The following is a 26,484-nucleotide window of genomic DNA, read 5'->3' as shown; positions in this document are numbered from 1 at the left end:
GGTCAGGCTCCTGCCTTGCTGGTTGTGCGGGCTGCGGCGCGGCGGTCCATCACGGCGACAAACCGCTCGAAGAGGTAGAAACTGTCGGTCGGGCCGGGGCTGGCTTCCGGATGGTACTGGACGGAGAAGGCTTCCTTCACGGTGGAAGCCAGTCCTTCGTTCGAGCCGTCAAACAGGCTGACATGCGTCACCCTGACGGTATCGGGCAGGGACTTCTCATCCACGGCGAAGCCGTGATTCTGGCTGGTGATTTCCACCCGGCCCGTCGTGAGGTCCTTCACCGGCTGGTTGGCCCCACGGTGGCCACGGTCCAGCTTGTAGGTTGTGCCGCCCAGTGCCCGGGCCAGAAGCTGGTGGCCGAGGCAGATGCCGAAGACCGGAATGTCCGCCTCCATGACGGCCTGGATGGCCGGGACAGCATAGACGGCCGTGGCGGCGGGGTCGGCCGGACCGTTGGAGAGGAAGACGCCTTCCGGCTTCAGGGCGAGGATCTCCTCACCCGTGGCGGTGCCGGGGAGGACATGCACCTCACAGCCAGCGGCAACGAGGCTGCGGAGGATGTTGTCTTTTGCTCCGTAATCCAGAGCCACGACACGGCGTTTCACGGCCCGCTCGGGGCGGGTGTTGTGCCATGTGGTTTTCGTCCAGCTGCGGGCGGGCTGGGCAACCTCCTTCACAAGGTCCATCCCTTCCAGACCGGGCCATTCTGCGGCCTTCTGGCGCAGGGCGGCGAGGTCGAAGCGGCCATCTTTCGGGTAGAAAAGCAGGGCGTTCTGCGGCCCCTTGTCCCGCAGCAGGCGGGTGATGCCCCGTGTGTCCACACCGCTGATGCCGGCCCGCCCGTGGGCTTTCAGCCAGTCCTGCAGTGGCTGGATGGACCGCCAGCTGGCTGGGGCGGTGACATCTTCTTTCACCACGAGGCCGAGGGCCGCCATGGTGGGGGCCTCGTCATCATCCCCGTTGGTGCCGACATTGCCGATATGGGGGAAGGTGAAGGTGATGATCTGTCCGGCGAAGGAAGGGTCTGTCAGTGTTTCCTGATAGCCCGTCATGCCGGTGGAAAAGCAGAGCTCGCCTGCGGCACCGTCATTGAAAGCCCCGAAACCACGGCCCCAGAAATGGGAGCCATCCGCCAGCACGAGGACGGCCGTTGCGCCTTTGGGGGGCATGTCATCGGTAGGGTGGGTCATGGCGGATGTCTCCTCTGACGTCTCGTTCAGGTCGGCCAGGGTGATCCCCGGCACATGAAGCAGGGCAGGCCAGTGTTTTGTGGGTATCATACCAGCCTGCCGCCACTTGCGCACGGCCTCGGTGCTGACACCGGTAAGCTGGGCGATTTCAGCCGCACCGCCTGCTTTCTTGATGAGTGAATCGACGTTCATCTGTCTGCTGCTCTGCCTCGTGCCCTGTCTGTTCTGAACCCGGATGGGCCTGTCCCTTCATAGGGCAGCCAGAGCGTGATGGGAAGTTTTTTCCCATATGGAGGGAGGGTGCCGGAATACAAGCAGTGGTGGGAAGTTTTTTCCCGCATCTGTGACTGCTCCCTGTGGACTCCTGCAATATCGACAGGATAGTGCAGGGCTGGTACCTCTTACGCTCCTTTATGGAACTTATAAACTCATCATTAAGAGAGAGAACCATCATGTCACTCCGTACCCGTATCATGGATGATCTCAAGGCAGCCATGAAGGCCGGTCAGTCTGACCGTGTGGCGCAGATCCGTGCCATTTCCGCAAAGATCAAGGACCTTGATGTCGCTGCCCGGGCCAAGAGTGGGGAGGTGAGTGAGGATGATATCCTTCTGGCCCTGCGTTCCATGATCAAGACACGCACGGAGTCTGCGGCCATGTACCATCAGGGCAACCGGCCCGAACTGGCCGCCAAGGAAGAGGCGGAAATCGAGACCATCCGCAACTATCTCCCGGCGGAACTGTCCGAAGATGCCCTGAAAGAAGCCATTGCCGAGGCCGTGAAGGAAACAGGTGCCGAGGGCATGAAGGACATGGGCAAGGTGATGGGTGTGCTGAAAGGTCGCTTCGGTGCGGCACTGGATGCCGGACGGGCCAGTGGTCTTGTCAAGGCCCATCTCGGCTGACGGTTTTTCCGCTTTGCGGACCGGAGTGTGAAAACCCCGCCTGATGAAACAGGCGGGGTTTTTCGTGTCAGTGGTAGGAGTGGGAGGCTTCGTTGTTCTTGTGGGCCCGGACACAGGCCAGAACGCCGCTGACGGAGAGCAGGAAGGCAGCAGCTTCCCACATGGTGGGCAGGCGCTGCTCCCAGAGGAAGCCGTAGATCAGCGAGAAGAGCGTTTCGAACAGGATCATCTGCCCGACCATCGTCAGGGGCAGAAGATGGGTCATGCGGTTCCAGAACGCATTGGCGATGGTGGAGGAGAACAGCCCCACACCGCAGGAAATGAGGATGAAGCGTGTCCAGCCGGTCGTGGGCAGGTGCGCCGGCCAGAAGAAGGCGGCTGGCAGGAGAATGACCAGCGACAGGATACCGGCCATGACGCCTGTCAGCAGGTTCCATTCATCGCTCGTGATGTGATCCAGCTTTTTCAGCCAGTCAGAGTTGATGACATTGAACAGTGTCCAGCCCAGCAGGGACCCGATGGCCATCAGCAGGCCGACGGCCTGTAGCAGCGGGCCGGTATGATGCAGGGCGGAGCCGACAAAGAAATTCTGCCAGGAGATGCAGAGGATGCCCGCCGTGCTGAGCAGGATGGATGGGATGAGCTGGCGGAATGTGACAACGGCATTATGGCGACAGATGCCAGCCAGTGTCACCGTGACGGGGATGAAGCCGATGATGAGGGATGGCATGGCTACGCCGCTCAGCTGGATGGCCACGCCCATCATGCTGTAATAGCCCACGCTGCCCAGTATGGCGAGAAGTACGAGCGCCCGGAATGCCTTGAAGGTAAGGTGTGGCAGCAGCGTTTTCAGGCGTGGGAGAAGGATGAGAAGGGAGACAATCCCGAAGGTCAGATAGCGCAGCGTTGCCAGCTGAAAAGGCGTGAACGGGGCGACAAGCTCCGGGGCGAGAAATGTTATCCCCCAGAATGCTCCCGCCATGGCACCATAAGCGGTGCCCATGAGGATGGAACGTGTCATGCAGGCTCATTCTTGAATTGTTAATTATGCGATATGGGCCTGTGTTGTAGGTAATGGTGCCTGCGTCAAGAGGGAAGAATGTTCAGCCGTGCTTCGCCGGACCGTGGGCACGGACGCAGGAGATGACCCCACTGATGGCCAGAACGATGGCGCAGGCCTCCAGAGGCCGGGGAAAACGCTGCTCCCAGAGGAAGCCGTAGAACAGGGAGAAGAGCGTCTCGAACAGGATCATCTGCCCGACCATCGTCAGGGGCAGCAGGCGTGTCATGCTGTTCCAGAACGCATTGGCCACGACCGAGGCCAGCAGGCCCATCCCGCAGGCAACCATGAGGAAATGCGCCCAGCCCGTGGCGGGCAGATGCTGCGGCAGCAGGAAGGCCAGAGGCAGCATGAGCAGGGCGAGAGCCCCGGTGACGAGACCCGTCAGCAGGTTCCAGTCATTGTGGGTGATGTGGTCAAGCCGCCGCAGCCAGTTGGCGTTCTTGACGACAAAGCCTGTCCAGCTGAGCAGGGCACAGGCCGCCATGAGCAGCCCGGCCAGCTGGACCCAGAGGCCGCCCTGATGCTGGGGAGAGGCATTGTGAAAATTCTGCCAGGCGATGCAGACAATGCCGCCTGCACTGAGCAGCATGGAAGGGACAAGCTGGCGGACATGCAGGGTGGAATCATGCCGCAGTGCTCCCACGAGGGTCACCGTGACAGGGATGAAACCGACGATCAGCGAGGGCATGGCTACGCCACAGAGCTGCACGGCCGTGCTGAGCAGGCTGTAATAGATGATGTTGCCCATCAGGCTGAGCCCCAGCAGGCCCCACCATTCGGCAGCACCCAGATGGGGAAGGAGTGTCTTCAGCTTCGGGGCGAGCAGCAGCAGGGCGATGACCCCATAGGTGACGAACCGGACAGACGCGAGCTGCAATGGTGCGAAGGGGCCGATCAGCTCCGGAGCGAGGAGGGACAGTCCCCACAATGCTCCTGCTGCGGCGCCGCAGGCAATGCCGGTGAAGGTGGAACGTGTCATGAAAAGGCCCGCTCTCTGCTCTGGAATGGAGGGTGTGACCTGTCGTGTGTTGAAGTTTGGGGTTCTTTCGTCAAGGGGGAATCGGGAGCATCTTCCTTTTTGGGGGGGAGAGTGTCACAGTGTGTGCATGGCCATAGACACTGCGTTTCTTGATGAACTGCGCCAGCGGACATCCCTTACATCCCTGTTCGGCCGGCGGAACAAGCTGGTCCGGTCCGGCCGGAACTGGAAAGTCTGCTGCCCCTTTCATGGGGAAAAGACGCCTTCGCTTTACATCTATGATGATCACTATCACTGCTTTGGCTGTGGCGCACATGGTGATGCGATCAGCTACATCATGCAGAGTGAGGGGGCCGGGTTCCGTGAGGCTGTCGAGCGGTTGGCGTCGGAAGCCGGGATGGAGGTTCCGGCTGATGACCCGCGGCAGGTCGAGAAGGCCCGTGTCCGGCAGACCCTGCATGATGTCATGGATGAGGTCCAGGCCATCTATCGCAGCAGGCTCTACCAGCCGGAAGGTCGTGCCGGGCTGGATTACCTGCAGAAGCGTGGCCTGAGTGAAGAGACGCTGGAGCGTTTCGGGCTCGGCTGGTCTGGTGACGGGCGCTCCCTGCTGAAGGCGCTGGAAGGGAAAAACATTACAGCGGCGACGCTGGTTCAGGTCGGGCTGATGCGGACCGATGAAAATGGGCATCCCAAGGGCGAGCTGTTCTTCAACCGGGTCATGTTTCCGATCCGGGACAGGAAGGGGCGGATCATCTCTTTCGGCGGGCGTGTTCTGGGGGATGGCCAGCCCAAATATCTGAATGGGCCAGAGACAGAAATCTTTTCCAAAAGACGGACACTCTTCAATATCGATCTGGCACGGCAGGCCATCCACAAGGGCGCAAAAGCCGTGGTGGTGGAAGGGTACATGGATGTCATTGCCATGGCTCAGGCAGGTTTTGCCGGGGCTGTGGCGCCATTGGGTACGGCTCTGGGCGATGAGCAGCTGGAACTGCTCTGGCGGATGACGGACACGCCCATCATCTGTTTTGATGGTGATGGCGCCGGGCAGCGTGCGGCCCTGCGGTCCTGCGAGGTTGCCCTGCCATTGCTGAAGGTCGGGCGCAGCCTGCGGTTCTGTCGTCTGGATGGTGGAGATGACCCTGATTCCCTTCTCCGGCGGGAGGGCGTACAGGGCATGGAGCGCCGTCTTGCGGCTGCCAGCCCGATGGAAGAAGAGCTGTTCGGCCTGCTGACAGCGCAGGAGCGTGACCCGACGCCCGAGCGGCGGGCGGCCTTGCGGGAGAAACTCAATGCCCTGGCCCGGATGATTCCGGACAAGGTGCTGGCTGGTGAATATCGCAGCACGTTGAACGATATGTTCTTCGCCCGCTATCGCCGTCAGAAGCCGGGATGGGGGAGGCGTGGGCAGCAGGACAGCATGACCGCCTCTGTCATTCCGGTCTCAGCGGAGCGCACCGTAGAGGAGGGCAGTGGTGAACGGCTGAACATTCTCACGGCCATCCTGCTCCAGCATCCGGACATATTGCCGGGTATTGACCGGGAATATAATGCGCTGGCCCTGTCGGGCTCTCTCGCCGACATCCGTACGGCCCTGTTGAGCTGGGCTGATGAATGTACCGGTGCCCTGACGGTGGAAAGCTGCCGGGAGTGGATGGCCGAGCAGGGGCTGGCGGATGCGGTGGCAGCACTGTGCAGCAGTTCCATGCCCCGGCAGGTGCGGGTGGAGGATGATGAGGACCGCATGCAGGCGGTCATGAAGCTCTGGTGGCATTTCTATGCGCTGGAAAATCTCAGGACACTTCAGGAAACAGTGGAAGAAGAGGTGCGCCGGACAGTGGAGCAGCTTCTGAATTCTTCCTCCGAATCGGATGAGGCAACGAAGCGGACATTACTGGCGGCGATGCAGGCCAAGCAGAACGTGCTGTTTGCCCTCCGCCGGGGAGAAAGCCCGCAGCTGGAGCCGGAAGACGGCTGAAGTGGCGGATGGACGTTGAGCCCGATGCCCGGGATAAAGCACGCAATCGCAACTTTCTGGTGCCCCGGTCCTTGACTTGGAGGGCTGGATTAACCAATTCCAAGCTGCCCCATTACTGGCTTTCGAGTAAAGTTGACGGAGAGACGCATGGCCACAAAATCAGCCTCTGGATCAGACAGGAATGCACCAGAGCAGGACAGTTCTCCGCTTGATGTGCAGTCCTCGGCCGTCAAGAAGCTGATTGCCAAGGGGCGGTCTGCCGGTCACATCACGTTTGATGAACTGAATGCCATCCTCCCGCAGGACAAGATGTCTTCCGAGCAGATCGAGGACGTCATGGCTGCCCTCTCCGAAATGGGGATACAGGTGGTCGAAAGCGTGGACAAGGAGGAAGAAGAGGGCAGTAGCGAAGACCGTTCTGGCAATGACGACGCCTCGGATGACGAGGCGAATGGTGGTAATGTCGATGCTGTTGCGGCCAGCCGGACGGATGACCCTGTCCGCATGTATCTCCGTGAGATGGGAGCGGTGGAGCTCCTTTCCCGTGAGGGTGAGATTGCCATTGCCAAGCGTATTGAGGCCGGGCGTGGAGAGATGATCGGAGGGCTGTGCCGCAGCCCGCTGACCTTCCAGTCCATCCTGGGCTGGTATGAGCAGCTCAAGAACGAGACGCTGCTCCTGCGTGAGGTGATCGATCTTGAGGCCAGCCAGAGCGACCCTGAATCGCCAGAGGATATGGAAGACCTGACATCCGAGGAAGAGAACGAACCGGATGACGAGTCTGAGGACAGTGATGGGGATGGCAGTGGCAGCGAGGGGAGTGGCCTGTCACTCTCTGCGCTGGAGGAAAAACTCCGCCCGGACATCATGCTGCTGTTTGAAGCCTTCGAGCCGCTTTATCAGAAGCTGATAAAGATGCAGAGCCAGCGTCTCAAGGTCCTGCTGGAAGGGCGGTCCCCGTCCGATACGGACGAGAAGAAATATAACAAGCTGCGGACGGAGCTTGTCGCTCTTGTGGAGCGGATGCGCCTGCACAATAATCGTATTGAGGAGCTGGTCCAGTCCCTGAAGGCTCATGTGCAGAAGCTGAATGCCGTTGAGGGGCGGATGCTGCGTCTGGCAGAAACATGCAAGATTCCCCGTGAAGATTTCATGGACCGGTATCGTCATCAGGAGCTGGCGCCGGACTGGATCGAAGGCATCTGCCAGCTTCCCGGCAAAGGCTGGAAGACCCTGACAAGCAAGCACCTCCCCGCCCTTGAGAAAATGAGGGACGAAGTGGCTGCCCTGGCCAAGGAAACTGGCCTGCCGGTGGATGAGTTCCGTCTGGTCTATCAGACCATTTCCCGTGGGGAACGTGATTCCACCCGGGCAAAGAAGGAGATGATTGAGGCCAATCTGCGGCTGGTGATCTCCATTGCCAAGAAATACACCAATCGTGGCCTTCAGTTCCTTGACCTGATCCAGGAAGGGAACATCGGCCTGATGAAGGCGGTAGACAAGTTTGAATATCGCCGTGGCTACAAGTTCTCCACCTATGCGACATGGTGGATCCGTCAGGCGATTACCCGCTCCATTGCCGATCAGGCCAAGACAATCCGTATCCCCGTGCACATGATCGAGACGATCAACAAGCTGGTACGGACATCCCGGCAGATGCTGCATGAAATTGGCCGTGAGCCCGCCCCGGAAGAACTTGCTGAAAAGCTGGGGATGCCGCTGGAGAAAGTCCGCAAGGTCCTCAAGATCGCCAAGGAACCGATTTCCCTTGAGACACCGATCGGTGATGAGGAAGACAGCCACCTTGGTGACTTCATTGAGGACAAGACCGCCGTCATTCCGCTGGATGCCGCCATACAGACGAACCTGCGTGAGGCAACGACCCGTGTTCTGGCCTCTCTGACGCCTCGTGAGGAGCGTGTGCTGCGTATGCGCTTTGGTATCGGCATGAACACCGATCACACGCTGGAGGAAGTGGGCCAGCAGTTCAATGTGACCCGTGAGCGTATCCGCCAGATTGAGGCCAAGGCGCTCCGCAAGCTCAAGCATCCGAGCCGCAGCCGCAAGCTGCGCTCCTTCCTTGATGATTGATCCGCTTTGCCGGTAAGGGCCTCGGGCCCTGCCGGTTTTCCTTGCCTTTGGGTCGTTTTTGTGCTTAAAGGCCGCTTTCCCTGCCGTGCGCTATGGCGGCGCAACGGCTATACCCGGCACTCCTTCGTTGGGGGGAGTGCGGTCAGGCCAGCACTGGGCTGGTCCGGGTTGACCTTATCCGAAGGGAGTTTTCATGCCACTTTATGAGACCGTGCTGATTGCACGTAACGATGTCTCTCAGGCTCAGGTTGAAACCCTGGTCGAGAACATCTCCGGTATTCTTGGCGAGCACGGCGGGACCATCCGCAAGCGTGAGTTCTGGGGTCTGCGTACCCTTGCTTACCGCATCAAGAAGAACCGCAAGGGCCATTATGTCCTGCTGGGGATTGAAGCCCCGGTCGAGGCCATGAACGAGATGAGCCGTCAGATGGGCCTGCATGACGATGTCCTGCGTCTGCTGACACTCCGTGTTGATGAGATCGATGAGACACCGTCCCCGATCCTGTCCCGCAAGGATGATCGTGGTGACCGTGGGTCCCGTGGTGGGGCTCGCAGCGGTGGGCGTTATGAGAGCGGTCGCGGCGGCCGTCGTCATAACGATTCCTCAGAGACGCGCGATCACAACGCGGCTGCAGCGGAGTAAGAAACCATGTCAGACACAAACACGACACCGGCAGTCAACCCTGCCTCCCGCCGTCTGGCTGTTGGGGCACGTCGTCCCTTCTACCGCCGTCGGAAATCCTGCCCGTTCTCCGGTGCGAACGCTCCGAAGATCGACTACAAGGACGTGCGTCTTCTGAGCCGTTTCCTGTCCGAGCGTGGCAAGATCGTTCCCAGCCGCATCACGGCAGTGTCGGCCAAAAAGCAGCGTGAACTGGCGCAGGCGATCAAGCGCGCCCGCTTCCTCGCCCTGCTCCCTTACGTTGTAAACTGAGGAGCACGACATGTCCCAGACATCACTGATTCTGCTTCAGCGTGTGGAAAATCTCGGCCAGATGGGCGACGTCGTCCGTGTGAAGCCGGGTTATGCCCGCAACTTCCTCCTGCCCAAGGGCAAGGCCCTGCGTGCCACGGCTGCAAACCGTGCCCGTTTTGATAACGAGCGCGCCCAGCTGGAAGCCCAGAACATCCGCAAGCGTGAAGAGGCTGAGCGTCTTTCCGAGCGTATGCATGGCCTGAGCGTGACGCTGATCCGTCAGGCTGGTGACAGCGGCAGCCTCTATGGCTCCGTGACACCGCGTGACATCGCTGCTGCCGCTACGGCTGCTGGCCTGACAGTGGCCCGCCAGCAGGTTGTGCTGGATGAGCCGATCAAGGTTCTTGGCCTTGTGGAAGCCCGCATCATCCTGCACCCGGAAGTTTCCATCCAGATCACGGTCAATGTGGCCCGTTCTGAGGAAGAGGCCGAGCGTCAGGCCCGTGGTGAGGCCGTCGGTCATGAAGAGGAAGAGGACAACATCCTCGGTGAGCTTCATGCCGAGCAGGCTGCTGAAGAGGCTGCGGCTGAGTCCGCTGCTCTGGCAGCTGAAGGCGAAGTTGCTGAAGGCGCTGGTCACGAGGGCTGATCTTCGATCATTCCTTTCGGACATCGTCCAGAAGAACCCGGCAGGCAAGGCGCCTGCCGGGTTTTTTCTTTTTGGGGGCGGGAAGAAAGTGACGCCTTTCAGCTGATGACGTTTTTCCAGTATGCTGGGGGGCTTGCCATATTGCTGGACTATGCCAAAGTCTGAAAAAGCAGTTGAAGCAGGGGGTTGGTAGCAACAGACCTGTTTCGTTCCGAATCAGGATGGAATAACGCATGAAATCGGTTCTTGATGCTCTGCTGAAGCGCTTCATTTATTTTGGTAGCCTGTCCGTGACCTATAGCGACGGCACGGTGCGACAGTATCAGGGAGAAAGGCCGGGGCGCAGGGCTGCTGTCCGGATCCTTACAGCCGCAGCGGAGAGGGCACTGGCTCTCAAACCGGCGCTTGCCTTTGGTGAAGAATATATGAACGGCACGGTCGTGCCTGATGGCTGTTCGCTGGAGGACGTCCTGTGGGTTATCATACCCAATGTGGAGCGTGGAGGGCTGTTGAGTGAGGATATCAGCGGCAGGCTGCGTTATGTCAGCCGTGTGCTGCGCCCTCTGAACTCGCTCAAGCGTTCCCGCAGCAATGTCGCTCATCATTATGACCTCAATGGCAGCCTGTATGAGCTGTTTCTCGATAAGGACAGACAGTATTCCTGCGCCTATTTCGAGCATGATGGCATGTCGCTTGATGATGCTCAGCGTGCCAAGAAGCGGCACATTGCTGCCAAGCTGAACCTGAATCAGCCGGGGCTGGAGGTTCTGGATATTGGCTGTGGCTGGGGTGGCATGGCCCTGACGCTTGCCCGGGATTACGGTGCAAAGGTGACGGGTATTACCCTGTCCGTTGAACAGCTTCAGGTGGCCCGTAAGAGGGCACAGGATGAGAAGCTGGATCATCTTGTGTCATTTGAGCTGCTGGATTACCGGACGCTGAAAAAGCAGTTCGACCGTATCGTGTCTGTCGGCATGTTCGAGCATGTCGGGGTGCGGCAGTATGAGACCTTCTTCAACCACATCAAGCGGCTTCTGAAACCGGATGGCGTGGCGGTCATTCATTCCATCGGGCGGATGGATGGGCCGGGCATGACCAATCCGTGGATTTCGAAATATATTTTCCCCGGCGGTTATTCTCCGGCCCTGAGCGAGACACTGGCTGCACTGGAGCAGACAGGTCTGTGGTTGACGGATTGCGAGGTCTGGCGCCTGCATTACGCCAAGACACTGGCACACTGGCGGAAGCGTTTTGATGGGAACAGGGAAAAGATACGGGCCCTGTATGATGACCGTTTCGTGCGGATGTTCGAGCTTTATCTGCTGGCCAGTGAGCTGGCCTTCCGTATTCAGGGGCATATGAACTTCCAGCTTCAGATCACCCGGGGCATTGAAGCAGTACCGTTGACTCGTGATTACATGTTTGAGGCTGAAAATGCCCAGCGGGAAAAAGACAGAGCGAAGACGGGAGGTTGAGCCTGTCGATAGGTCCGTGAAGAAGAAAGCCCCCCAGATAAATGATGGGGGGCTTTCTGTTTATGTATCGTTCTGCTTTTGCTGGAGATGACAGCGGGCGAGGCCGTCAAATTCGGCAATGGAGAGCGTCTCTGCCCGTCTGGTCGGGTCGATGCCGGTTTCTTCCAGCAGTATGGCCCCCTTGATGGGTTTTAGCGCAGCCCGCAGCATCTTGCGGCGCTGCCCGAAGGCGGCTGCCGTGACCTGTTCCATGGCCTTGAACAAGGCCGGAGAAGGCTGCTCAGCATGAGGGATGATGAGCGCCACAGCTGAGTGGACCTTGGGTGGTGGTGAGAAGGCCCCCGGTGGCAGGGTCAAGGCGATGGAGCAGTCAGCGCACCATTGTGAAAGAACGGCCAGTCGCCCGTAAGCGGAGGTGCCGGGGGCGGCGCAGACCCGTTCAGCCACCTCTTTCTGGAACATCAGAGCCATGCGGGACCATTGGTCGGCCTGTCGTAGCCAGCCTACAAGAAGAGGGGTGGCGACATTATAGGGCAGATTGGCGATGATCTGTCGGGGGGCGGGGGCGAGCTGGGCCGCATCCAGCTTCAGCGCATCCTGGCGGACGATGTGCAGCTGGTCTGGATAATGGGTCTGAAGCTCTTCAAGGAGAGGCCAGGCCCGTCGGTCAATTTCAACAGCATGAACGCTTCTGGCATTGGATTGCAGCAGGGCCCGGGTCAGCCCCCCCGGCCCAGGACCGATCTCCACGACGTGACTGTCGGTCAGATTGCCGCCCAGAGCGGCAATGCGCATGCAGAGCGTGGGGTCCAGCAGGAAGTGCTGGCCGAGTGTCTTGAGGGCGTCCAGCCCATGCGCCCGGATGCTCTCCCGCAGGGAAGGAAGGGGGGGCAGGGCAGTCTCGGGTGTCATCCGTGGGACAACACGGTTTTGGCGGCCGGACGGAGCTTGATGATGGCGTGGCGGCGCAGGGAACGCTGGAGCTGCTGGGAGGCCTGCTCAACACGTTCATTCATCAGCTGGTCGGCAATCTGGCCGGGTGTCTGCTGTGCCAGATTGCGTTCTTCGCGGGAGCAGACCATGATGAGCGCAATGCCATCCGGTGCCACAAGTGGGCGGGAGACATGCCCCGTGGGGATTTTTTCCACGACCTGCCGCATCTGCGGCGCAAGACGCTCCATGACCTGAAGGCCAGGATTGCTGGGGCGGGTATTGCCCAGGGAGGTGTTCAGGCTCTCCATCTCATTGCAGCTTTTGATGGTCTGGGACGCATGAAGAGCTTTCTGGAGGGAGAGCTTCTGCTGGTCTGTCGGTTCAGCTGGATTCAGGGCAGAGCTGAAGGGGAAGAAAGCCTGCCTCATGCTGAGGAGTGTCCCCATCTGCTTGCCGATGGTCCGGCGGGCATGAACAGTGACAATGGCATAACCGCCGGGAACCTTGATGGGGTTGGAGATGGCATTTTCCGGCATTTTTCTGATGACGGAAAGCACTTCCGGCTCGATGTTGTCTTCCTGCATCCATCCGCGGGAGCCCCCCTGAAGGGCGGACTGGTCCTGCGAGAACTGGGCTGCCACGATGGGAAAGGGAGCTCCGTTGCGCAGCTGTGTGATGATGGTCTTCACAAAGGAGAGTTCCGTCTCATCATGACGGGGATCAATGACAGGGATGAAGATTTCACTGATGAAATATTGCGGGCGGCCTGCTTCATTCTGAAGGGCCTGCTCACGCTGGGTGATCTGGAGGGGGGTCACACGGCTGCGAACGCCGAGGTCTTCCCGGAGAACCTGCATCCAGCCGATCTGGACACGCAGCTGGTCGATCAGGGTCGTCAGGGAGATGCCATCCGCTTTCAGGCGGTTCCGCAAGGCATTTTCCGGCATGCCATTGCGGGCCTCAATGGTGTGGATGGCCTCGGCAATCTGTTCAGGCTCGACATTGATGTGCCGACCAAGGATTTCCTGCATTTTCAGCCGTTCATCAATCAGCTGGTTGATGAGCTGGCTGCGCATCCGTGCCATGATTTCGGGGGTGAGGGGCAGCCCGGTGGAAACGGCAAACAGCCGGGCCCGGTCTTCCACATCACGCTGTGTGAGGATCTGCCCGTTCACGATCGCAATGATCTGGTCTTCTGTCAGGGCAGAGGGAGAACCTGCCTGGTCTGATGGGGGCGCAGCTGCCTGCTTCTGGGCTGGGGCCTGCCCATGGCGGGCGGCCACGGCGCCACCGCCGACCATCAGGGCGGCGCAGGCTGTCAGGGGCAGAAGGGTGGAGCGGAAGAGACGGGAGCAGAAGGACGTGGTCAAGATCATTTTCCGAACGTACCGAGAGATTTGAGTGAAATGCTGAAGCCGACATTCGGTTTAGGACGCCGCCCACCGATGCGGGTATTCTGACGGGAAATATAGATGTTCAATGTGAGACAGTCATTAGAGTAACCGATTGCACCTCCGTTCGCCACAAATTCCTTACGGGAAAGACTGCGCCTCGTATAATAGGAAAAGTGAAAGTTTTTCCAGCGGCCCGTGACGCCCCCGCTGATCTCGCTTGTCTTGCTGAGATAGGGATTGTTCAGGATTGTGGGGTCCAGATGTCTGAAATGCGGGGTGTAGTAATAGTAATATGATGTTATCGGCTCATAGACATACCCGGCCGACACACGCAGGAAAGGCAGCCCGGCAGAAACGAGGCCCTCCCCGTAATCGAAGCTCCGGCTGTAGGGATTGAAGCGCCCGCGGGCTGTCAGGTCGAAAAAGCGCGACGGTGTCATCTGGATCCGTCCGACAGGGTCGGAGAAGGTGTGCTGGACACCAGAATAGGCAAGATAGGCCGGACCACCACGGGTGGGGTGCTCGATGAAGCTCTCCCCGATCAGCATGTCGATGGAGCGGCCATTCCAGCTCCAGTTCTGATGCAGGCCGACATTGGCCCGCAGGCCACCATCAAGCCGGTCGGTGCCCATGTACCGGTTCAGCGCGAACAGCGTCGTATCGTTGAATTCGTAGGCGAAGCTGTCTTCATTGGGGAGCTGTCTGTGCAGGGCATTACCGGTATTGGGGGCGGCGATCAGCTGCACGATGGGCTCAAGAACCTGCGTGCCATGCCCTTTGGCAAAGGAGCGGAGAAAGGGCCAGCTGACCTTGACAGCCACCGTCGGCTGGGCCTGCCCCCGGACATGGGAGCCTGCATTTTCATAGAGCGGCTGCTCATGCATGCGGGTGGCGTGGTAGAGCATGGAGTCAACACGAGCGGTCAGCACCCATTGCTGTCCCCAACGGTTGGTCCATGGGCGATCCCACTGGAGGGCAAGCTCGCCACGCTGGTCGTTGGCACCACGCTCGCGCAGGACCACGAAATCGGTCGTGTGGATGCTCAGCCGCCCGCCGAGCCGGTCCGGCTCTCCCTGGAACTCATAGGTGAAGCGGGGCAGGGAATAGGGCAGGTCCCTGTTGTTGATGAGCCCCTGGTTCAGCCCCTGATAGACCTGCGTATCCAGCCGGAGATAGGAGCCGACCCCGAAGCCTTCCAGATAGGCGTTGGAATTGAGCGTGTCGTTGCCATAGCCTGGCAGGCTGTAGTCGCGCATGTAGTTGGCTGAGGTGGCACGATTGGCATTGAAGCCAACCCGCCAGTGCGGAGAGAGATTGAACTCGCCACGGCTGGCGATATAGGCCTGTGCGCCGTGTTCTTTCCCGCCGTTGCTGAGCTCGCCAAAGGCGTTGTAGAAGGGCCGTCCCCGCAGGGTGTCATCAGCCACCCCTCCTTCAAAACGGATATAACCGTTGTTCAGGCGGTTGCGGTAGATGGTGGAAAGCTGCGGGCCGGATTTGGTGGAGACCAGCGGTGTGAAGGTGGCGTCCTGATGTCCGTCAATGACCCAGTAATAGGGCAGGCTGAAGACCGTACCCAGATAATGGTCATGGGGTTTGACATTGAAATTCAGCAGGCCACTGTGGCGTTGTGAGCTGGGATCCGTGACAGGCAGATAAGGAAAATAGAAGACCGGCACACCAAGGACATGCAGCCAGGCCCGGTCGAACTCTATGTTCTGGTTGTCCTTGTCCTGCGTCATGCCATGGGCCTTGATGTCCCAGACGGGTGAGCGCTCGGGGTGAGCCGCACAGACGGGACAGGCCGTATAGACGGGGTTGGCGAAATCCGTCACGCGGCTGTTGCTCCGGCGCATGCCGCTGCTGGAGAGTTTGGCCTCATCTGGCATGCGGACATACATGGAGGAGCTGACAGCATCTTTCATGCCGTGGGCCAGCTCGACATGGTCAGCGTAGGCGATGGTCCCGTCAGGCTGTGTCAGGGCTACATGATGGATGGCCCTGATGATGCCTGCTGCCCGGTCGTAGGTGACCGTATCAGCCCGGAGGGTCTGCTCGCCCTGCCAGAGGCGGACATTCCCCTCCAGAATGAGCAGCCCGGTTTTATCGTAGCTTTCATGGTCGGCCAGATACGTCACCGGGTCTGAGCTGGAAACACGCCCATCTGCTGAACTGTCCGTCGTCGGGCTGGAGGGCAGAGTGCGGGCATTCTTCGGGGCTTTTGCCCGGGGAGCTGTGCCCGCCATGGCTGCCGTGCTGTCGGGAGTGGTCTGCGGGGCGGGCTGGGCAGAGGCAGGAATGACCTGAAGCAGGGCCCCCAGGGCTGTCCCTGCAAGGGCCTGGCTAAGCAGTGACCGGGGCTTTCCAGCGCGGAATGGAAAGTCATCAGACAGTGGCATCAGCCATCCTCCAAGTGCAGCAGCAGGGCTGCGGCAAGACACAAACCGGCACCCGCCGGACCCCATGCAGCAGGGAACGGGGGTAGAGCTCCAGACTTTCCCAGCTGCTCGGCTATTTTGGAGACAGCAAAAAGGGCAAAGCCAGCGGTGACACCAACGCCCAGCATGCGCATGATCCCGCCCCGCCCGGCTGGGCGCATGGAAAAACCGGCGGAAACAAGCGTCATGGTGACGGCCAGCATAGGAAGGGCCAGTAGCCCTTGAAAGTGGAGACGATAAGGTATCGTGGAAAAACCGGAATGACGCAACAGTTTAATCACCCCGGGCAATGCCCAGAGGGACAGGGCATCAGCCGGAAGGGTGCGCTGTTTTAAGGTTTCCGCAGTGATTCCGGAGGGGAACAGGCTGTCATTTTTCCATTGTGGGGGATGGCCATCCGAAAGGACAAGAACGCCATGGAGTCTCCACAAGCCATCCGCAAGCAGACCTTCGGAGACTTCCATCCGCTGCTGGAGTGTCATGTCATGACCCAGCCGGAAGATGGTGATGGCCTGCCCGCGCAGGGTCCGGCCCTGCTGCTGGAGTGTGCCGATATGAAAAATGACATCACCATGGGCAGCCGGATTGCCGGGGTCCCGTATCCATAGATCGGAAAAACGGGTTCCGTCATGGTCGTGCTGGCCCCGCAGCCATGTCTTGTCCAGCTGGGCCGCCAGCCCGTAGCTGAAGGAGGAAAGGGGCGACAGCCCGGCACTGACGGCAAGTCCCATCAGCGCGGCACAGAGCGCAGGGCTGGTGAGAACCTGCCAGGCGGATATTCCCGCCGCCCGGGTTACGACAAGTTCGGAAGACCGGGCCAGACGGGAGAAGCAGATCACACCCCCCAGCAATATGGCAAAGGGCAGGATATAGATCACATAATACGGCACATGCAGGGCGGTGATTTCCAGCACGCGCATGAGGCCAGCCTCTGGATGGGCGGCAGCCCGACGGAGGAGGTCGATGAAGTCAAACAGGGAGATCAGTCCGGTCAGGGCCAATAGGGTCAGGCACGTTGTCATGACGAACCGGCGGCCGACATAACGGGCAAGAGTGAAAGAGAAACCGGAATGGACCATGGGGGCGCAGCGCTCTCTGTCGTGTCGGGCTAGCGGGAGGCCGGGGAGGGAACAGGGGCGGCGGACAGCCTGTAACGGCGGGTGGCATCCCACAGCAGAAGCCCCCCCCCGAGGGTAATGGGCAGCAGAACCTCCGTCCATAGCAGGGGCACGAGTGATGGGTCTCTTTCCGCCAGATTCTTGAGCATCAGGGACAGGATCATCAGCCCCACGACGCTCAGGATGGCCACTGTTGGCCGGATGATGTTGCCATGGCGGCTGAAACGCCCCCGCAGCACGCAGAGCAGTCCGATCATGCCGTAGGACAGGCAGGCCAGCGGGCCGGTCAGGCGTGTCCAGCCTTCGATGAGCAGCTTGTTGCGTGCATGGGGGGACAGATCGCCCTGTGGGTGGAAAAGCTGGGACATGGTCAGTTCCGCCACGTCCGGGCTGAGGGCCTGGTCATGTGGGGAGCCGAAATCCAGCGTTTCAAGCTGGAAGAGCAGGGTACTCAGTTCCCCGGTCCGGCGGTTGAGTGTCTGGCGGGAGCCGTTATGCAGGATCAGGCGCAGCGTATTGCCGTGCGGCTCTGCCAGCCCATCCTCGGCAAGGATGGTCACGGGATTGGTCGGAACCCGGTTGTCCTCGATCATGATACCACCAAAACTGTCATCGCTGCGGCGTTCACGGACATAAACGGTCATGGCTTTCGAGATGGGGGTGAAGACCCCTTCTTCCAGCAGGAAGGCGGCCGCCCGGTTGCGGATTTCCAGCTCATACCGGTGGAAGTGATGATAGGCGAGAGGTGCCCCCCACAGGCTCAATCCATAAGCTGTCAGAGTGGCAAAACCGGCGCAGAGCAGGCCGGGGCAGGCCAGTCGTAGAGGGGACAGACCGGTAGCCTGGAGGATGGTCAGTTCCCGGTCACTGTCCAGCCGCTGATAGACCCAGAGAATGACGAGGAAGCAGGTCACCGGCAGAATGACGGTGATGAAGGAGGGGAGCATCAGCAGGGTCAGATGCAGGAAGGCTGGCAGGGAGAGACCGTGCTGGACGATCATGCCGATGAAATGCAGCGACTGGGTCAGCCATATCAGGGCAGTGGCTCCGCCCGTCAGGGCGGCCAGTCCCAGAAGCAGGTGCTGGAGGATGTAACGTTCCCGCAGGGGGAGGAGCCTTTCGGGTTTTATGAGGCGCCCGCCCCTGCCTGCATGGAGCCGGGCCATGTCAGGTTGGGGGAGCGGCAGAATCCGTCGGGCGGGGAGCGGCCGCCCGTTTCAGCCTGTCTTTCAGGGCACGGCCCAGCCCGGCATCCGGCAGGGGAGCCACGGCTATGCCGGCCAGTCCCTGCCGGCTGGCAGACTGGTCCAGCTGGCGCAGGCTGGCAAACAGGCGGCGGGCAGCTTCTTCCACATTGCCATCGGGGCTGAGATTGAGGGTGAGGCTGGAGGAAACTGTCTCAGCCTGTGTGTCCCCAAAGGTCAGGAAGGCCTCATCGGGTTGGGCGTGGGTAGCATCCAGCCTGACAGGCAGGGACGGTGCATAATGGGATGAGAGCTGCCCCGGGGCGTTGGGGTGGCTGGTGCCATCAGCTGCGCCAGCATGGTCGGCCACAATGATGGGACCGCAGATTTCCTGCAACTCTTCCAGCGTCACGCCTCCAGGGCGGCGGAGTATGGGGTGGGACCCGGAGAGGTCCAGCACGGTGCTTTCCAGCCCGACGGCACAGGGCCCCGTGTCCAGCACGGCATCAATCCGGCCTTCCAGCTCGTCCAGAACGTGACGTGCGGTGGAAGGGCTGACCCTGCCGGAACGATTGGCGGAAGGAGCCGCAATGGGAGCCCCGGCCAGGCGGAGCAGGTCTTCCACCGCACGGCCTTTGGGAACACGGACCGCCAGCGTTTCCAACCCTGCGGTGACCGCCTGTGCAATACGGCTCTTCGCATGGCGGGGCAGGATGAGTGTCAGCGGCCCGGGCCAGAAACGCTGGGCCAGACGCCGGGCCATGTCATGCAGGGGAATGGCCATGTCGGCCTCGGCAAAGGCGGCATCAGCTGAAGCGAAATGACTGATGAGGGGATTGAAGGATGGGCGTCCTTTTGCCTTGAAGATACGCTCCACTGTCCGCTGTGAGGTGGCCAGCCCTCCCAGCCCGTAGACCGTTTCCGTCCCGAAGGCGACCAGAGCCCCCTGCCGGAGCAGCCGGGCTGCACGCCGGATACCATCATGGTCCTGGTCGAGCCGTTCTGTGCAGTGATGGGAGGAGGCAGTATGGGGCATGGTGATGATACCGGGTGATGAAGCGGGGAGGGGGAGAGAGTTGGGAGGGGGAGGTCAGTCCTGCGAATAGCCGGTGCAGAAGAAGGGGGAGTTGAGCCAGCCCTTTTTGCCGTAGCGCAGTGTCTGGCCTGCATCGTCCAGCAGGTGCCCGCCTGCGGCTTCCAGGATGGCCTGCGGGGCAGCGGTGTCCCATTCCATGGTCGGACCGAAGCGGGGGTAGAAATCAGCCTTGCCCTCGGCAATGAGGATGATCTTGGCGGCAGACCCCATGTGCGTGACGGACTGGACATGCCGCCCGGCCAGCCATTTTTTCAGCAGGGCCTCGGATGTGTGGTGAGATGATGTCAGAACCCGCAGCCCATCCGGTCCCGGCTCTGTCGTCCTGATGGGGTGGCGCTGCGTGCCGATCAGCTGGAAGGCTCCCTGCCCGATACCCCCGCCATACACGCCCTGTCTGGCGGGCAGGGCCACGGCACCCAGCACGGGCCTGTTGTTGCGGATCAGCCCGATATTGATGGTGAAATCTTCCCCTCCGGCGGCGAACCCCCGTGTGCCATCAAGGGGATCAATCAGCCAGTAGCTGTTGCCCGCCGGGACATGGATGCCTGCGGCATGTTCCTCTTCCGCAATGGCGGGGATGGCCGGGCAGGCGTCCCGCAGGCGGGCGAGGATGTGGCGCTCCGATGCCTTGTCTGCTTCCGTGACAGGCGAGGAATCGGCCTTGATCTCGGTCTGGAACCCACGGTCACGGATCTCTCTTACGATCCCGGCGGCTTCGGTGGCAATTTCCAGAGCCAGCGTCAGCAGCTCATGGTCGTGTGGGAGGGTCTCGGGGGAAACAGTCATGGCGACAGGTTACCGTATTATGGATCATTCGTCACTTCTCCTCTTCTCTGCTATGATGGGCGGACTGAAAAGAGGAAGTCCCATCCCGTCACGCTCATGTGAGGCTGGTCCGCCAGTCCTGGCCGGGGCTGTGGCTTTCTTTGCAGATGAGGGCAGGGTCCATGCTGTTCCTGCAGAAGGTGGGGCCTGCCAGAAGAATGAAACAGGATGATCATGATCGATATTTCTTTTACAGCAGCAGCCCGCCCGGAAGATGGTAATGGCCTTTCCGCTGTTCTGCTCTGTCATGGAGCGGAGTTTGCACAGGGTGCCGTGTTCCGCCAGCATGATGAGGCCCTGGGCGGTGCCCTGTCCCGTGCTGTTTCCTTGCGGGACTTCTCTGGCAAGGCCGGACAGACTCTCAGCCTGACAGCTCCATCAGCGGCTGTGGCGCAGTTCCACCTTCTGGGCTGCGCCCCGGCGGATGATGAGCCGCAGAGTGCTGGGACGGCGGCCCGGAGTGCCGGGGGTGAGGCTGTGAAACTGCTGAAGGCCAGCGGTGTCGAGGCGCAGGACGCTGCCTTGCTGCTGGAAGCCGGGCAGGCGCCGCTGGCGGCGGAAATCGCCCTGGGTGCCCAGCTGGGCAGCTATCGGTTTGACCGTTACAGAACGGTAAGCAGCAGGACACCGGCCCTTCAGGCACTGCATGTGGTCCTGCCTGATGCCGGACAGCTGGCAGAGGCCCGGGCAGGCTGGAAGGAGCTGGAAGGGCTTGGCAGAAGTGTTTTCCTGACGCGGGACCTCGTCAACGAGCCCGCCAATGTCCTTTTTCCGGAGGAATTTGCACAGCGCATCAAAGAGCTGGAATCTCTGGGGCTGGAGGTCGAGGTGCTGGACCGTGCCCGGATGGAAGAGCTTGGCTTTGGGGCCCTGCTGGGCGTGGCGCAGGGCAGCGAGAAGCCGCCTTTCACCGTCATCATGCGGCATAGGGGGGTTGCCGGGACTGACAGTGCGCCGCTGGCCTTCATCGGCAAGGGCGTGACCTTTGATTCCGGTGGCATTTCCATCAAGCCCGCTGCTGGCATGGATGAAATGAAGATGGACATGGGCGGTGCTGCCGCTGTTGTGGGCGTGATGAGCGCTCTGGCCCGCCGGAAGGCACCGGTCAATGCCGTGGGGGTTGTCGGCCTTGTGGAAAACATGGTTTCCGGGGCGGCCCAACGTCCGGGTGATATCGTGAAAAGCCATAGCGGGCAGACCATCGAGGTGCTGAATACTGATGCGGAAGGGCGTCTCGTTCTGGCGGATCTCCTGTCCTACACACGGCAGACTTTTGAACCGGCCCTGATGGTCAATCTGGCCACGCTGACAGGGGCCATTGTCGTGGCTTTGGGCAGCGATCATGCTGGGCTGTTCAGCAATGATGACCAGCTTGCCAGTGCGTTGGCTCAGGCTGGTGAGGAAAGCGGTGAGACCCTGTGGCGCATGCCGATGGGGGCCTCTTACAATCGCCGGATTGATTCCGACATTGCCGACATGAAGAACATCGGGGGACGGCCGGGCAGTTCCATTCTGGCAGCCGAATTCCTGAAGCGTTTTGTCGGGGATACACCCTGGGCTCATCTGGATATCGCCGGCACAGCGTGGGCAGAGCAGGCTTCTGCCATTACCCCTAAAGGTGCCAGTGGGTTTGGTGTACGGCTGCTGGACCGGTTTGTCCGGTTGCATCAGGAGAGAACGTCCCGGCACTGAGGGATGGAGAGACGGGCAGTCCCCGCAGGGGGGCATGTCCGGGCTGACCCTTGCTGGTTTCCTCCCTGTGGGAAAGGAAACCGGCAAGGGCTTTTCATGAAAGAGGCATGACATGCAGGAGCCGTCTGATGGGCTGGTCACGCGCAGGGTGTATCCGCCGCAGGACGTGCAGGTGGGGTTCTATCATCTGACACGGACGTCTTTTGAAGCCGCCCTGCCTGCCCTGCTGAACCGGACGCTTGAGGCTGGCGAGCGTGCCGTGATCCGCTGTCAGGATGCCGGGCAGGTCAAGATGCTGGACGAGGCCCTGTGGGCCACGCCTGCCGGTGTCTGGCTGCCACATGGCAGCCGTGCGATGGGCCATGCGGACCGCCAGCCTGTCTGGCTGACAGCGTGTGATGAATTACCCAATGGCGGCGCCTTCCTGTTCCGCATGAATGGGGCCTGGGATGGGGCGCTGACGGGGTTCAGGAGGATTTTCGACCTGTTCAACGGGCATGACGGGGACGCCGTCCAGCAGGCCCGTCTGCGCTGGAAAGAGATGAAACAGGCCGGATACCGCCTGACATACTGGCAGCAGGACGCCAGAGGTTGGAGAAGGGCAGGGTAAAGCCGGACATGTCGTTTCATGACCCTTTCATGGTCTGTCTGCTGGTTTTTATGGCCGTGCTGCTCTGTGGGGAGAGGCATGTCCGCATTTTTGTCAGCGGGCTCTGGCGTTCGGTGCCACTGGCTCTCTGGCGGCGGGGTGGCTGCCACATGGCAGGCATGGTCGTGGCCATGCTGGCGCTGGCGGTTTCGCACCATGTGGGGGCGGCGGCCTGTCTGGTGGCCGTGTCGCTCACCCTCATGGGAGGAGGGGCCGTTTTTCAGCCCGTCTGGGGGATTCCGGCGCTGGTTGGGTATGGTCTGCTGCCTGATGGGGCAGGGGGCGTGGGGTTGATGGCCGTCTGTCTCTGGGGTGCGGGCCGGGCCGGCAGCGATGGGGCGGCCCGTCTGGTCGCCCTGTTCCTGCTGCTGGGGCTGGGGCATGGGCTGGCTGCCCTGCATCCTCTGGGGTGGGTTCTGGCCGCTGTCGGTCTGGCGGGGGTATGTCTTCTGGCCGGGGCGTGGCCGGACCGGCTCTCCCTGTATCGGCACTGTCGGTTGGTGCGGCCCGTGCTTCTGTTGGGCATTGTGGAAATTTCACGCCAACAGGGCATGGACCTTGGGGTGGAGGGTGCCCTTTTTGCGCTTCTGCTGGACCTTGTCTGTCAGTCTCTGGCTGTGATCTGGCACCGGGCGGCCCTGCTGCTGTTGCCAGCTCCGCCGTTGCCGGGATTTGTCGTAGGGTGGGTTGGTCTTCATGCGGCTTTGGGGTTGAGCAGCAGTACGGAAGGATGGACCGTGGTGGGCTGTTTGCTGGGGGTGGCCATCATGGGGCTTGCCTGTGGGGATGGCATGGTGCTGCTGGGTGAAGGTGCGGCCGTCCTGCCAGAGGAGCGCCGCCGGTCCTGGATATGGGGTCTCTTTCTGGCCATGGGGCTGCCTTCGGCCTGTGGCATGGTGGCAGGCTGGATGACGGGCCATGGTGCGGGTTGGGCGGCCTGGTTGTATGGCCTGTCCGGTGGTGATGGCAGTCTGATGGCTCTGCCGCTGTTCTGGGCGGGCCTGCTGCCTCTCTGGTTCTGCCTGTCCCGTGGGCGCTGGCGTGATGGGCCGGATGCTGGCCTGCAACGGGATGGAGGGAGCAGCCCCATGCTGGGTAGTCTCCAGCCTTACATGCAGGCACAGCCTGTCCGTCCCCGGGGCCTGCGGCGGTGGTTGATGCGGGGGCAGCGGCAGGTTCGCAGTGTTCGTCTTTCCGCAAGGGAGATTCTGTCCCTTCTCCCTGTGCAGGAGCCGGAAGCAGTTTTCTGGCTTGTCTTTCTGGGGGGTGTGCTGGTTGTCATGGGGCTGGCGCAATGATGGGCATGGTTCTGCTTTCTGGCCTTCGTGTTCTGCTGGAGCTGAGCCTTCAGCTGGCCGTGATCCTGCTTCTCCTGCCGGTAATGTTCTGGCTGGGGGAGGATGTTCCGGCCCTGCTGGTTGGCAGGGCTGTGGCACCATTGCGGGAGAGATATGGCCGGATGGCTGCATTCTGGCGGCTGACCCTGCGGCATGGCCTGCCGCTGGAGGATGGGCTGATGCTGGCTCTGGTGCTGCTGGTGCTGCTCTGTCTGGCGGGTTTGTCCATCGTCATGCCGGATGTCGGTGCCGTGATGGGTGCATGGCTGGCGGACCCGTTGCTGATGGGGAGTGTTCTGCTGGCTGGCGCTTTCTGGGCTGTCCCGGGGCCGCTCTGGTGGATGCATGGACGCTGCTGCCTGGTCCTCTGTCTGACAGAATCCTTCATCGTGCTGGCGGCTCCGGGTGTGACCGGCCTGCGGGGTGTGCAGCAGCTTTTGCTGGCGGCACCGGGGTCCAGTCTGGCTGGGACAGCCCTCTGCTGTGCCGTGGCGCTGGCCCTGACGACCTCCCTGCCGGATCGCCAGACACTGGCTGATGACATGGTGGCGAGGGGCCAGCCTGTTGGCCGGTTGGCACGGGATCAGCGACAGGTGATCGTGGGCGTGTATCATGCTGGCTGGTCGCTGCTTCTGGGGGATCTTCTGCTGCCTGTCCTGTTTGGTCTGGAGGGGCCGGGGGGAGTTCTCGGGCTGTCTGTCAGGTTCGTGGGGGGGAGTGTTCTGGTAGCTCTGGGGCAGATGACAGGCATGAGACGGCATGGACGGTTTGTGGCCCTTCTGCTGGGGCTGGCCGGGTTGATGGCGCTTGCCGGGAGGTTTGCCGTATGATGGCCGGGTTTGCCTGCGCACTGGTATTCGTTCTGCTGAGGCTGGGGCGGGATGGTCGCTGGCTGCCGCTTTATGGCGGGTTCTGCGCCATCATTGCGGGGACATCCGGTACGGGAGGGCTGGCAGGTCTCTGTGCCCTGCTGCTGCCGGTTTTCAATCTGATTCTGTGGGGGCTCGTGCGGCATTTTGCTGTTGGCCAGCAAGGGCGTCTCCTTGCCAGTGGGCGGGGTTTGCTGCCTGTCGTGATGACATTGCTCCTTCAGGTTGTTCTGGCTTTCTTTGGGGCAGGTCTCGGACTGGTGCCGACTTTTGGCATCGGTCTGGTGCTGGCCGGTTTGTGTGCAGCAGCCTGTGGTGTGGCTCTGGCCCAGTTCTGCGGGCTGATCATGGCTGTGGATGGCCTCATGGTGATGGCGGCCATCCTGCCTTCATGGGGGCTGTTCGTGACGGCTGTGGCACTCTGGGCGGTCATGGTGTTCCTGGCACTTGTGCTTCTGCCCCGGCTGGCCTGGTTGCGGGTGGAGGAAGGGTGATGATGCTGGCTGCCGCGTCTTTCTCTTCCGGACTGTTTGCGTCTCCTGTGCTGTTCGGGCTGATGTGCTGGCCGTTTCTGGTGGTCTGGGTCCTGTGGGCTTCACGTCGGCCCGATCAGGCCAGCTTCATGGCACGGCTGGGATTGGGTCTCAGTGGCCTGGCCCTGTTGGGCTGTTCGTCCGGCATGACGTGGGGACAGGAGGTCTGTCTGGCCATGGAGGCCTGTGTACCGGCGCTGCTCTTTGTTCTGCGGGGCAGAACTGAACCGATCACGGGGACGGCGTCCTTCAGGGAAGGGATGAGCGTCTATCTGCCCTTTCTGGTAACAGGTTGCGTGTTTATGGGGCTTCTGCTGCGCCCCCCTCTGGCAGCCCTGTTTTTTGATGGTGCCGGGACTGTCCTGCTGGCCTGGTGGGATGGCCGGGCAACCCGGCGGGCCATGCCTGCCTGGGAGGTGGTCCGTCTGCGGCTGAGTGGCCTGATACTGGCGGGGCTTGGCTTTGCAGTGATGCAGGGAGGGGGTGTGTTTTCCAGCAGCGAGAGTGCAGCCCAGGTTGGGCAGGTTCTGGCGCTGACAGGGTTGTGCATGATGGCGGGGTTGGGGAGTGCCGTGTCCAGCCGGGCAGAGCTGGTCCTGCTGGATGCGGGGCTGCGTTTTGTTCCGCTGTTTCTTATGGCGTTGCTGGCCGTGATCCCTTTCATGCGGCACCTCATGGTGGTGGCTGGACTGCTGGCTCTGGCAGGCACGTTTCTGGGGCGACAGGGCAGTTTTCCACTTCTTTCATGGATGACGGGTTTGGGCGTGCTGGCTGCGGGAACAGGGCAGATGCCATGCCTTCTCCTGCTTTATGGGGGCGCCCTGCTCGCCACGGCCCTGCGGCTGGGATGTGATGGCCTGCTTCTGGGAGGTGTGGCTGCCCTGCCGGTGCAGATGGTCCTGCCCGTCATCATGATCGTACTGGCTGTCATGGCGCCGCTGCTGGGCTGGTCGGCCCTGCTTGGGCTGCTGGCCTGTGTGATGCTGGGATTCCGGCATCTGGAGCTGGAAACCATGCCGCAGGGTGTTCTGGCCGTTTGGCAGCGTGGTGGCTGGGTGATGCGGGGGCTCCTTCTGCTGCTGGTTCTTCTGGCCCTGCTGGCCGTTGCGCTGCTGGTCTGGGGAGGCATGCTGGTTCCTCCCTTGCCTGACCTGAAAGGACATTGAA

At 61.2% G+C, this 26,484-nt stretch carries 23 protein-coding genes; 13 read left to right on the top strand and 10 right to left on the bottom strand.

All coding sequences use genetic code 11. The features are described 5' to 3' along the window. Positions 1 to 2: 2 nt before the first annotated feature. A complete protein-coding gene (carA, locus tag DTI93_RS08210; protein ID WP_086431254.1) occupies positions 3 to 1,382 on the bottom strand; it encodes a glutamine-hydrolyzing carbamoyl-phosphate synthase small subunit in 1,380 nt (459 codons plus the stop codon). Between the two features lie 260 nt (positions 1,383 to 1,642). Between carA and DTI93_RS08205 the strand changes: the two genes are divergently transcribed. Then, positions 1,643 to 2,095 (top strand): GatB/YqeY domain-containing protein, encoded by a 453-nt coding sequence (locus DTI93_RS08205; protein WP_043557888.1) that lies wholly within the window; start codon positions 1,643 to 1,645, stop codon positions 2,093 to 2,095. A gap of 67 nt (positions 2,096 to 2,162) precedes the next feature. Here the strand turns inward: DTI93_RS08205 and DTI93_RS08200 are convergent, their stop codons facing one another. Together DTI93_RS08200 and DTI93_RS08195 are read right to left on the bottom strand one after the other, a co-directional pair. Further along, a complete protein-coding gene (locus tag DTI93_RS08200; protein WP_249080324.1) occupies positions 2,163 to 3,116 on the bottom strand; it encodes a DMT family transporter in 954 nt (317 codons plus the stop codon). Positions 3,117 to 3,198: 82 nt separating this feature from the next. Then, positions 3,199 to 4,137, bottom strand: a complete 939-nt coding sequence (locus DTI93_RS08195; RefSeq protein ID WP_043557891.1) for a DMT family transporter — start codon at positions 4,135 to 4,137, stop codon at positions 3,199 to 3,201. A gap of 127 nt (positions 4,138 to 4,264) precedes the next feature. Here DTI93_RS08195 and dnaG point away from each other — a divergent pair, with 127 nt between their 5' ends. The 6 genes from dnaG to DTI93_RS08165 all read left to right on the top strand — a co-directional run bounded on the left by dnaG (position 4,265) and on the right by DTI93_RS08165 (position 11,249). Further along, the gene (dnaG, locus tag DTI93_RS08190; RefSeq protein ID WP_249080321.1) at positions 4,265 to 6,118 is read left to right on the top strand and encodes a DNA primase; all 1,854 of its coding nucleotides are present in this window, start codon (positions 4,265 to 4,267) and stop codon (positions 6,116 to 6,118) included. Positions 6,119 to 6,265: 147 nt separating this feature from the next. Next, positions 6,266 to 8,209, top strand: a complete 1,944-nt coding sequence (gene rpoD, locus DTI93_RS08185) for an RNA polymerase sigma factor RpoD (protein ID WP_043557893.1) — start codon at positions 6,266 to 6,268, stop codon at positions 8,207 to 8,209. Positions 8,210 to 8,402: 193 nt separating this feature from the next. Further along, entirely contained in the window at positions 8,403 to 8,852 is a 450-nt protein-coding gene (rpsF, locus tag DTI93_RS08180) for a 30S ribosomal protein S6 (protein ID WP_043557894.1), read from the top strand. Between the two features lie 6 nt (positions 8,853 to 8,858). Beyond that, positions 8,859 to 9,143, top strand: coding sequence for a 30S ribosomal protein S18 (gene rpsR / locus DTI93_RS08175; RefSeq protein WP_043557896.1), 285 nt, complete (start codon positions 8,859 to 8,861; stop codon positions 9,141 to 9,143). A gap of 10 nt (positions 9,144 to 9,153) precedes the next feature. Then, the gene (gene rplI, locus DTI93_RS08170; RefSeq protein ID WP_043557897.1) at positions 9,154 to 9,774 is read left to right on the top strand and encodes a 50S ribosomal protein L9; all 621 of its coding nucleotides are present in this window, start codon (positions 9,154 to 9,156) and stop codon (positions 9,772 to 9,774) included. Positions 9,775 to 10,007: 233 nt separating this feature from the next. Further along, the gene (locus tag DTI93_RS08165) at positions 10,008 to 11,249 is read left to right on the top strand and encodes a cyclopropane-fatty-acyl-phospholipid synthase family protein (protein ID WP_043557898.1); all 1,242 of its coding nucleotides are present in this window, start codon (positions 10,008 to 10,010) and stop codon (positions 11,247 to 11,249) included. 60 nt (positions 11,250 to 11,309) lie between these two features. On the opposite strand, the gene rsmA is transcribed toward DTI93_RS08165, so the two are convergent. From rsmA to DTI93_RS08130, 7 genes are read right to left on the bottom strand one after another with little or no spacing between them, the layout of a single operon-like run. Next, positions 11,310 to 12,161, bottom strand: a complete 852-nt coding sequence (rsmA, locus tag DTI93_RS08160) for a 16S rRNA (adenine(1518)-N(6)/adenine(1519)-N(6))-dimethyltransferase RsmA (RefSeq protein WP_249080319.1) — start codon at positions 12,159 to 12,161, stop codon at positions 11,310 to 11,312. Further along, the gene (locus DTI93_RS08155; RefSeq protein WP_408902109.1) at positions 12,158 to 13,558 is read right to left on the bottom strand and encodes a peptidylprolyl isomerase; all 1,401 of its coding nucleotides are present in this window, start codon (positions 13,556 to 13,558) and stop codon (positions 12,158 to 12,160) included. Before DTI93_RS08155 ends, rsmA begins: the two co-directional genes overlap by 4 nt. Next, positions 13,555 to 15,975, bottom strand: a complete 2,421-nt coding sequence (locus tag DTI93_RS08150) for an LPS-assembly protein LptD (RefSeq protein WP_249080307.1) — start codon at positions 15,973 to 15,975, stop codon at positions 13,555 to 13,557. The genes DTI93_RS08155 and DTI93_RS08150 overlap by 4 nt, the downstream gene beginning before the upstream one ends. Beyond that, the gene (lptG, locus tag DTI93_RS08145; protein ID WP_081562877.1) at positions 15,975 to 17,093 is read right to left on the bottom strand and encodes an LPS export ABC transporter permease LptG; all 1,119 of its coding nucleotides are present in this window, start codon (positions 17,091 to 17,093) and stop codon (positions 15,975 to 15,977) included. Before lptG ends, DTI93_RS08150 begins: the two co-directional genes overlap by 1 nt. 29 nt (positions 17,094 to 17,122) lie before the next feature. Beyond that, on the bottom strand, positions 17,123 to 18,298 hold the full coding sequence (locus DTI93_RS08140) for an LptF/LptG family permease (RefSeq protein WP_249080305.1): 1,176 nt from the start codon (positions 18,296 to 18,298) through the stop codon (positions 17,123 to 17,125). A 1-nt stretch (position 18,299) separates the two neighbouring features. Continuing rightward, the gene (locus tag DTI93_RS08135; RefSeq protein ID WP_249080301.1) at positions 18,300 to 19,352 is read right to left on the bottom strand and encodes an L-threonylcarbamoyladenylate synthase; all 1,053 of its coding nucleotides are present in this window, start codon (positions 19,350 to 19,352) and stop codon (positions 18,300 to 18,302) included. 54 nt (positions 19,353 to 19,406) lie between these two features. Further along, a complete protein-coding gene (locus DTI93_RS08130; RefSeq protein ID WP_043557903.1) occupies positions 19,407 to 20,198 on the bottom strand; it encodes a 3'(2'),5'-bisphosphate nucleotidase CysQ in 792 nt (263 codons plus the stop codon). A 213-nt stretch (positions 20,199 to 20,411) separates the two neighbouring features. Between DTI93_RS08130 and DTI93_RS08125 the strand changes: the two genes are divergently transcribed. The 6 genes from DTI93_RS08125 to DTI93_RS08100 all read left to right on the top strand — a co-directional run bounded on the left by DTI93_RS08125 (position 20,412) and on the right by DTI93_RS08100 (position 26,483). Then, positions 20,412 to 21,929 carry a leucyl aminopeptidase gene (locus DTI93_RS08125; protein ID WP_249080299.1) on the top strand — a complete coding sequence of 506 codons (1,518 nt, stop codon included), beginning with the start codon at positions 20,412 to 20,414 and terminating at the stop codon, positions 21,927 to 21,929. A gap of 112 nt (positions 21,930 to 22,041) precedes the next feature. Beyond that, positions 22,042 to 22,539, top strand: a complete 498-nt coding sequence (locus tag DTI93_RS08120; RefSeq protein ID WP_052348873.1) for a DNA polymerase III subunit chi — start codon at positions 22,042 to 22,044, stop codon at positions 22,537 to 22,539. An 8-nt stretch (positions 22,540 to 22,547) separates the two neighbouring features. Then, positions 22,548 to 23,876 carry a hypothetical protein gene (locus DTI93_RS08115; protein WP_249080297.1) on the top strand — a complete coding sequence of 443 codons (1,329 nt, stop codon included), beginning with the start codon at positions 22,548 to 22,550 and terminating at the stop codon, positions 23,874 to 23,876. 5 nt (positions 23,877 to 23,881) lie between these two features. After that, positions 23,882 to 24,745 (top strand): hypothetical protein, encoded by an 864-nt coding sequence (locus DTI93_RS08110; protein ID WP_156878833.1) that lies wholly within the window; start codon positions 23,882 to 23,884, stop codon positions 24,743 to 24,745. Further along, positions 24,742 to 25,278, top strand: coding sequence for a hypothetical protein (locus tag DTI93_RS08105; RefSeq protein ID WP_043557906.1), 537 nt, complete (start codon positions 24,742 to 24,744; stop codon positions 25,276 to 25,278). Before DTI93_RS08110 ends, DTI93_RS08105 begins: the two co-directional genes overlap by 4 nt. Further along, a complete protein-coding gene (locus DTI93_RS08100; protein WP_249080296.1) occupies positions 25,278 to 26,483 on the top strand; it encodes a hypothetical protein in 1,206 nt (401 codons plus the stop codon). The genes DTI93_RS08105 and DTI93_RS08100 overlap by 1 nt, the downstream gene beginning before the upstream one ends. Position 26,484 lies beyond the last annotated feature (1 nt).

The organism is Parasaccharibacter sp. TMW 2.1884, assembly GCF_023337695.1.
In the GTDB taxonomy this organism is placed as follows: Bacteria; Pseudomonadota; Alphaproteobacteria; order Acetobacterales; family Acetobacteraceae; genus Bombella; species Bombella apis.
This window is presented reverse-complemented; position numbering and strand designations above follow the sequence as displayed.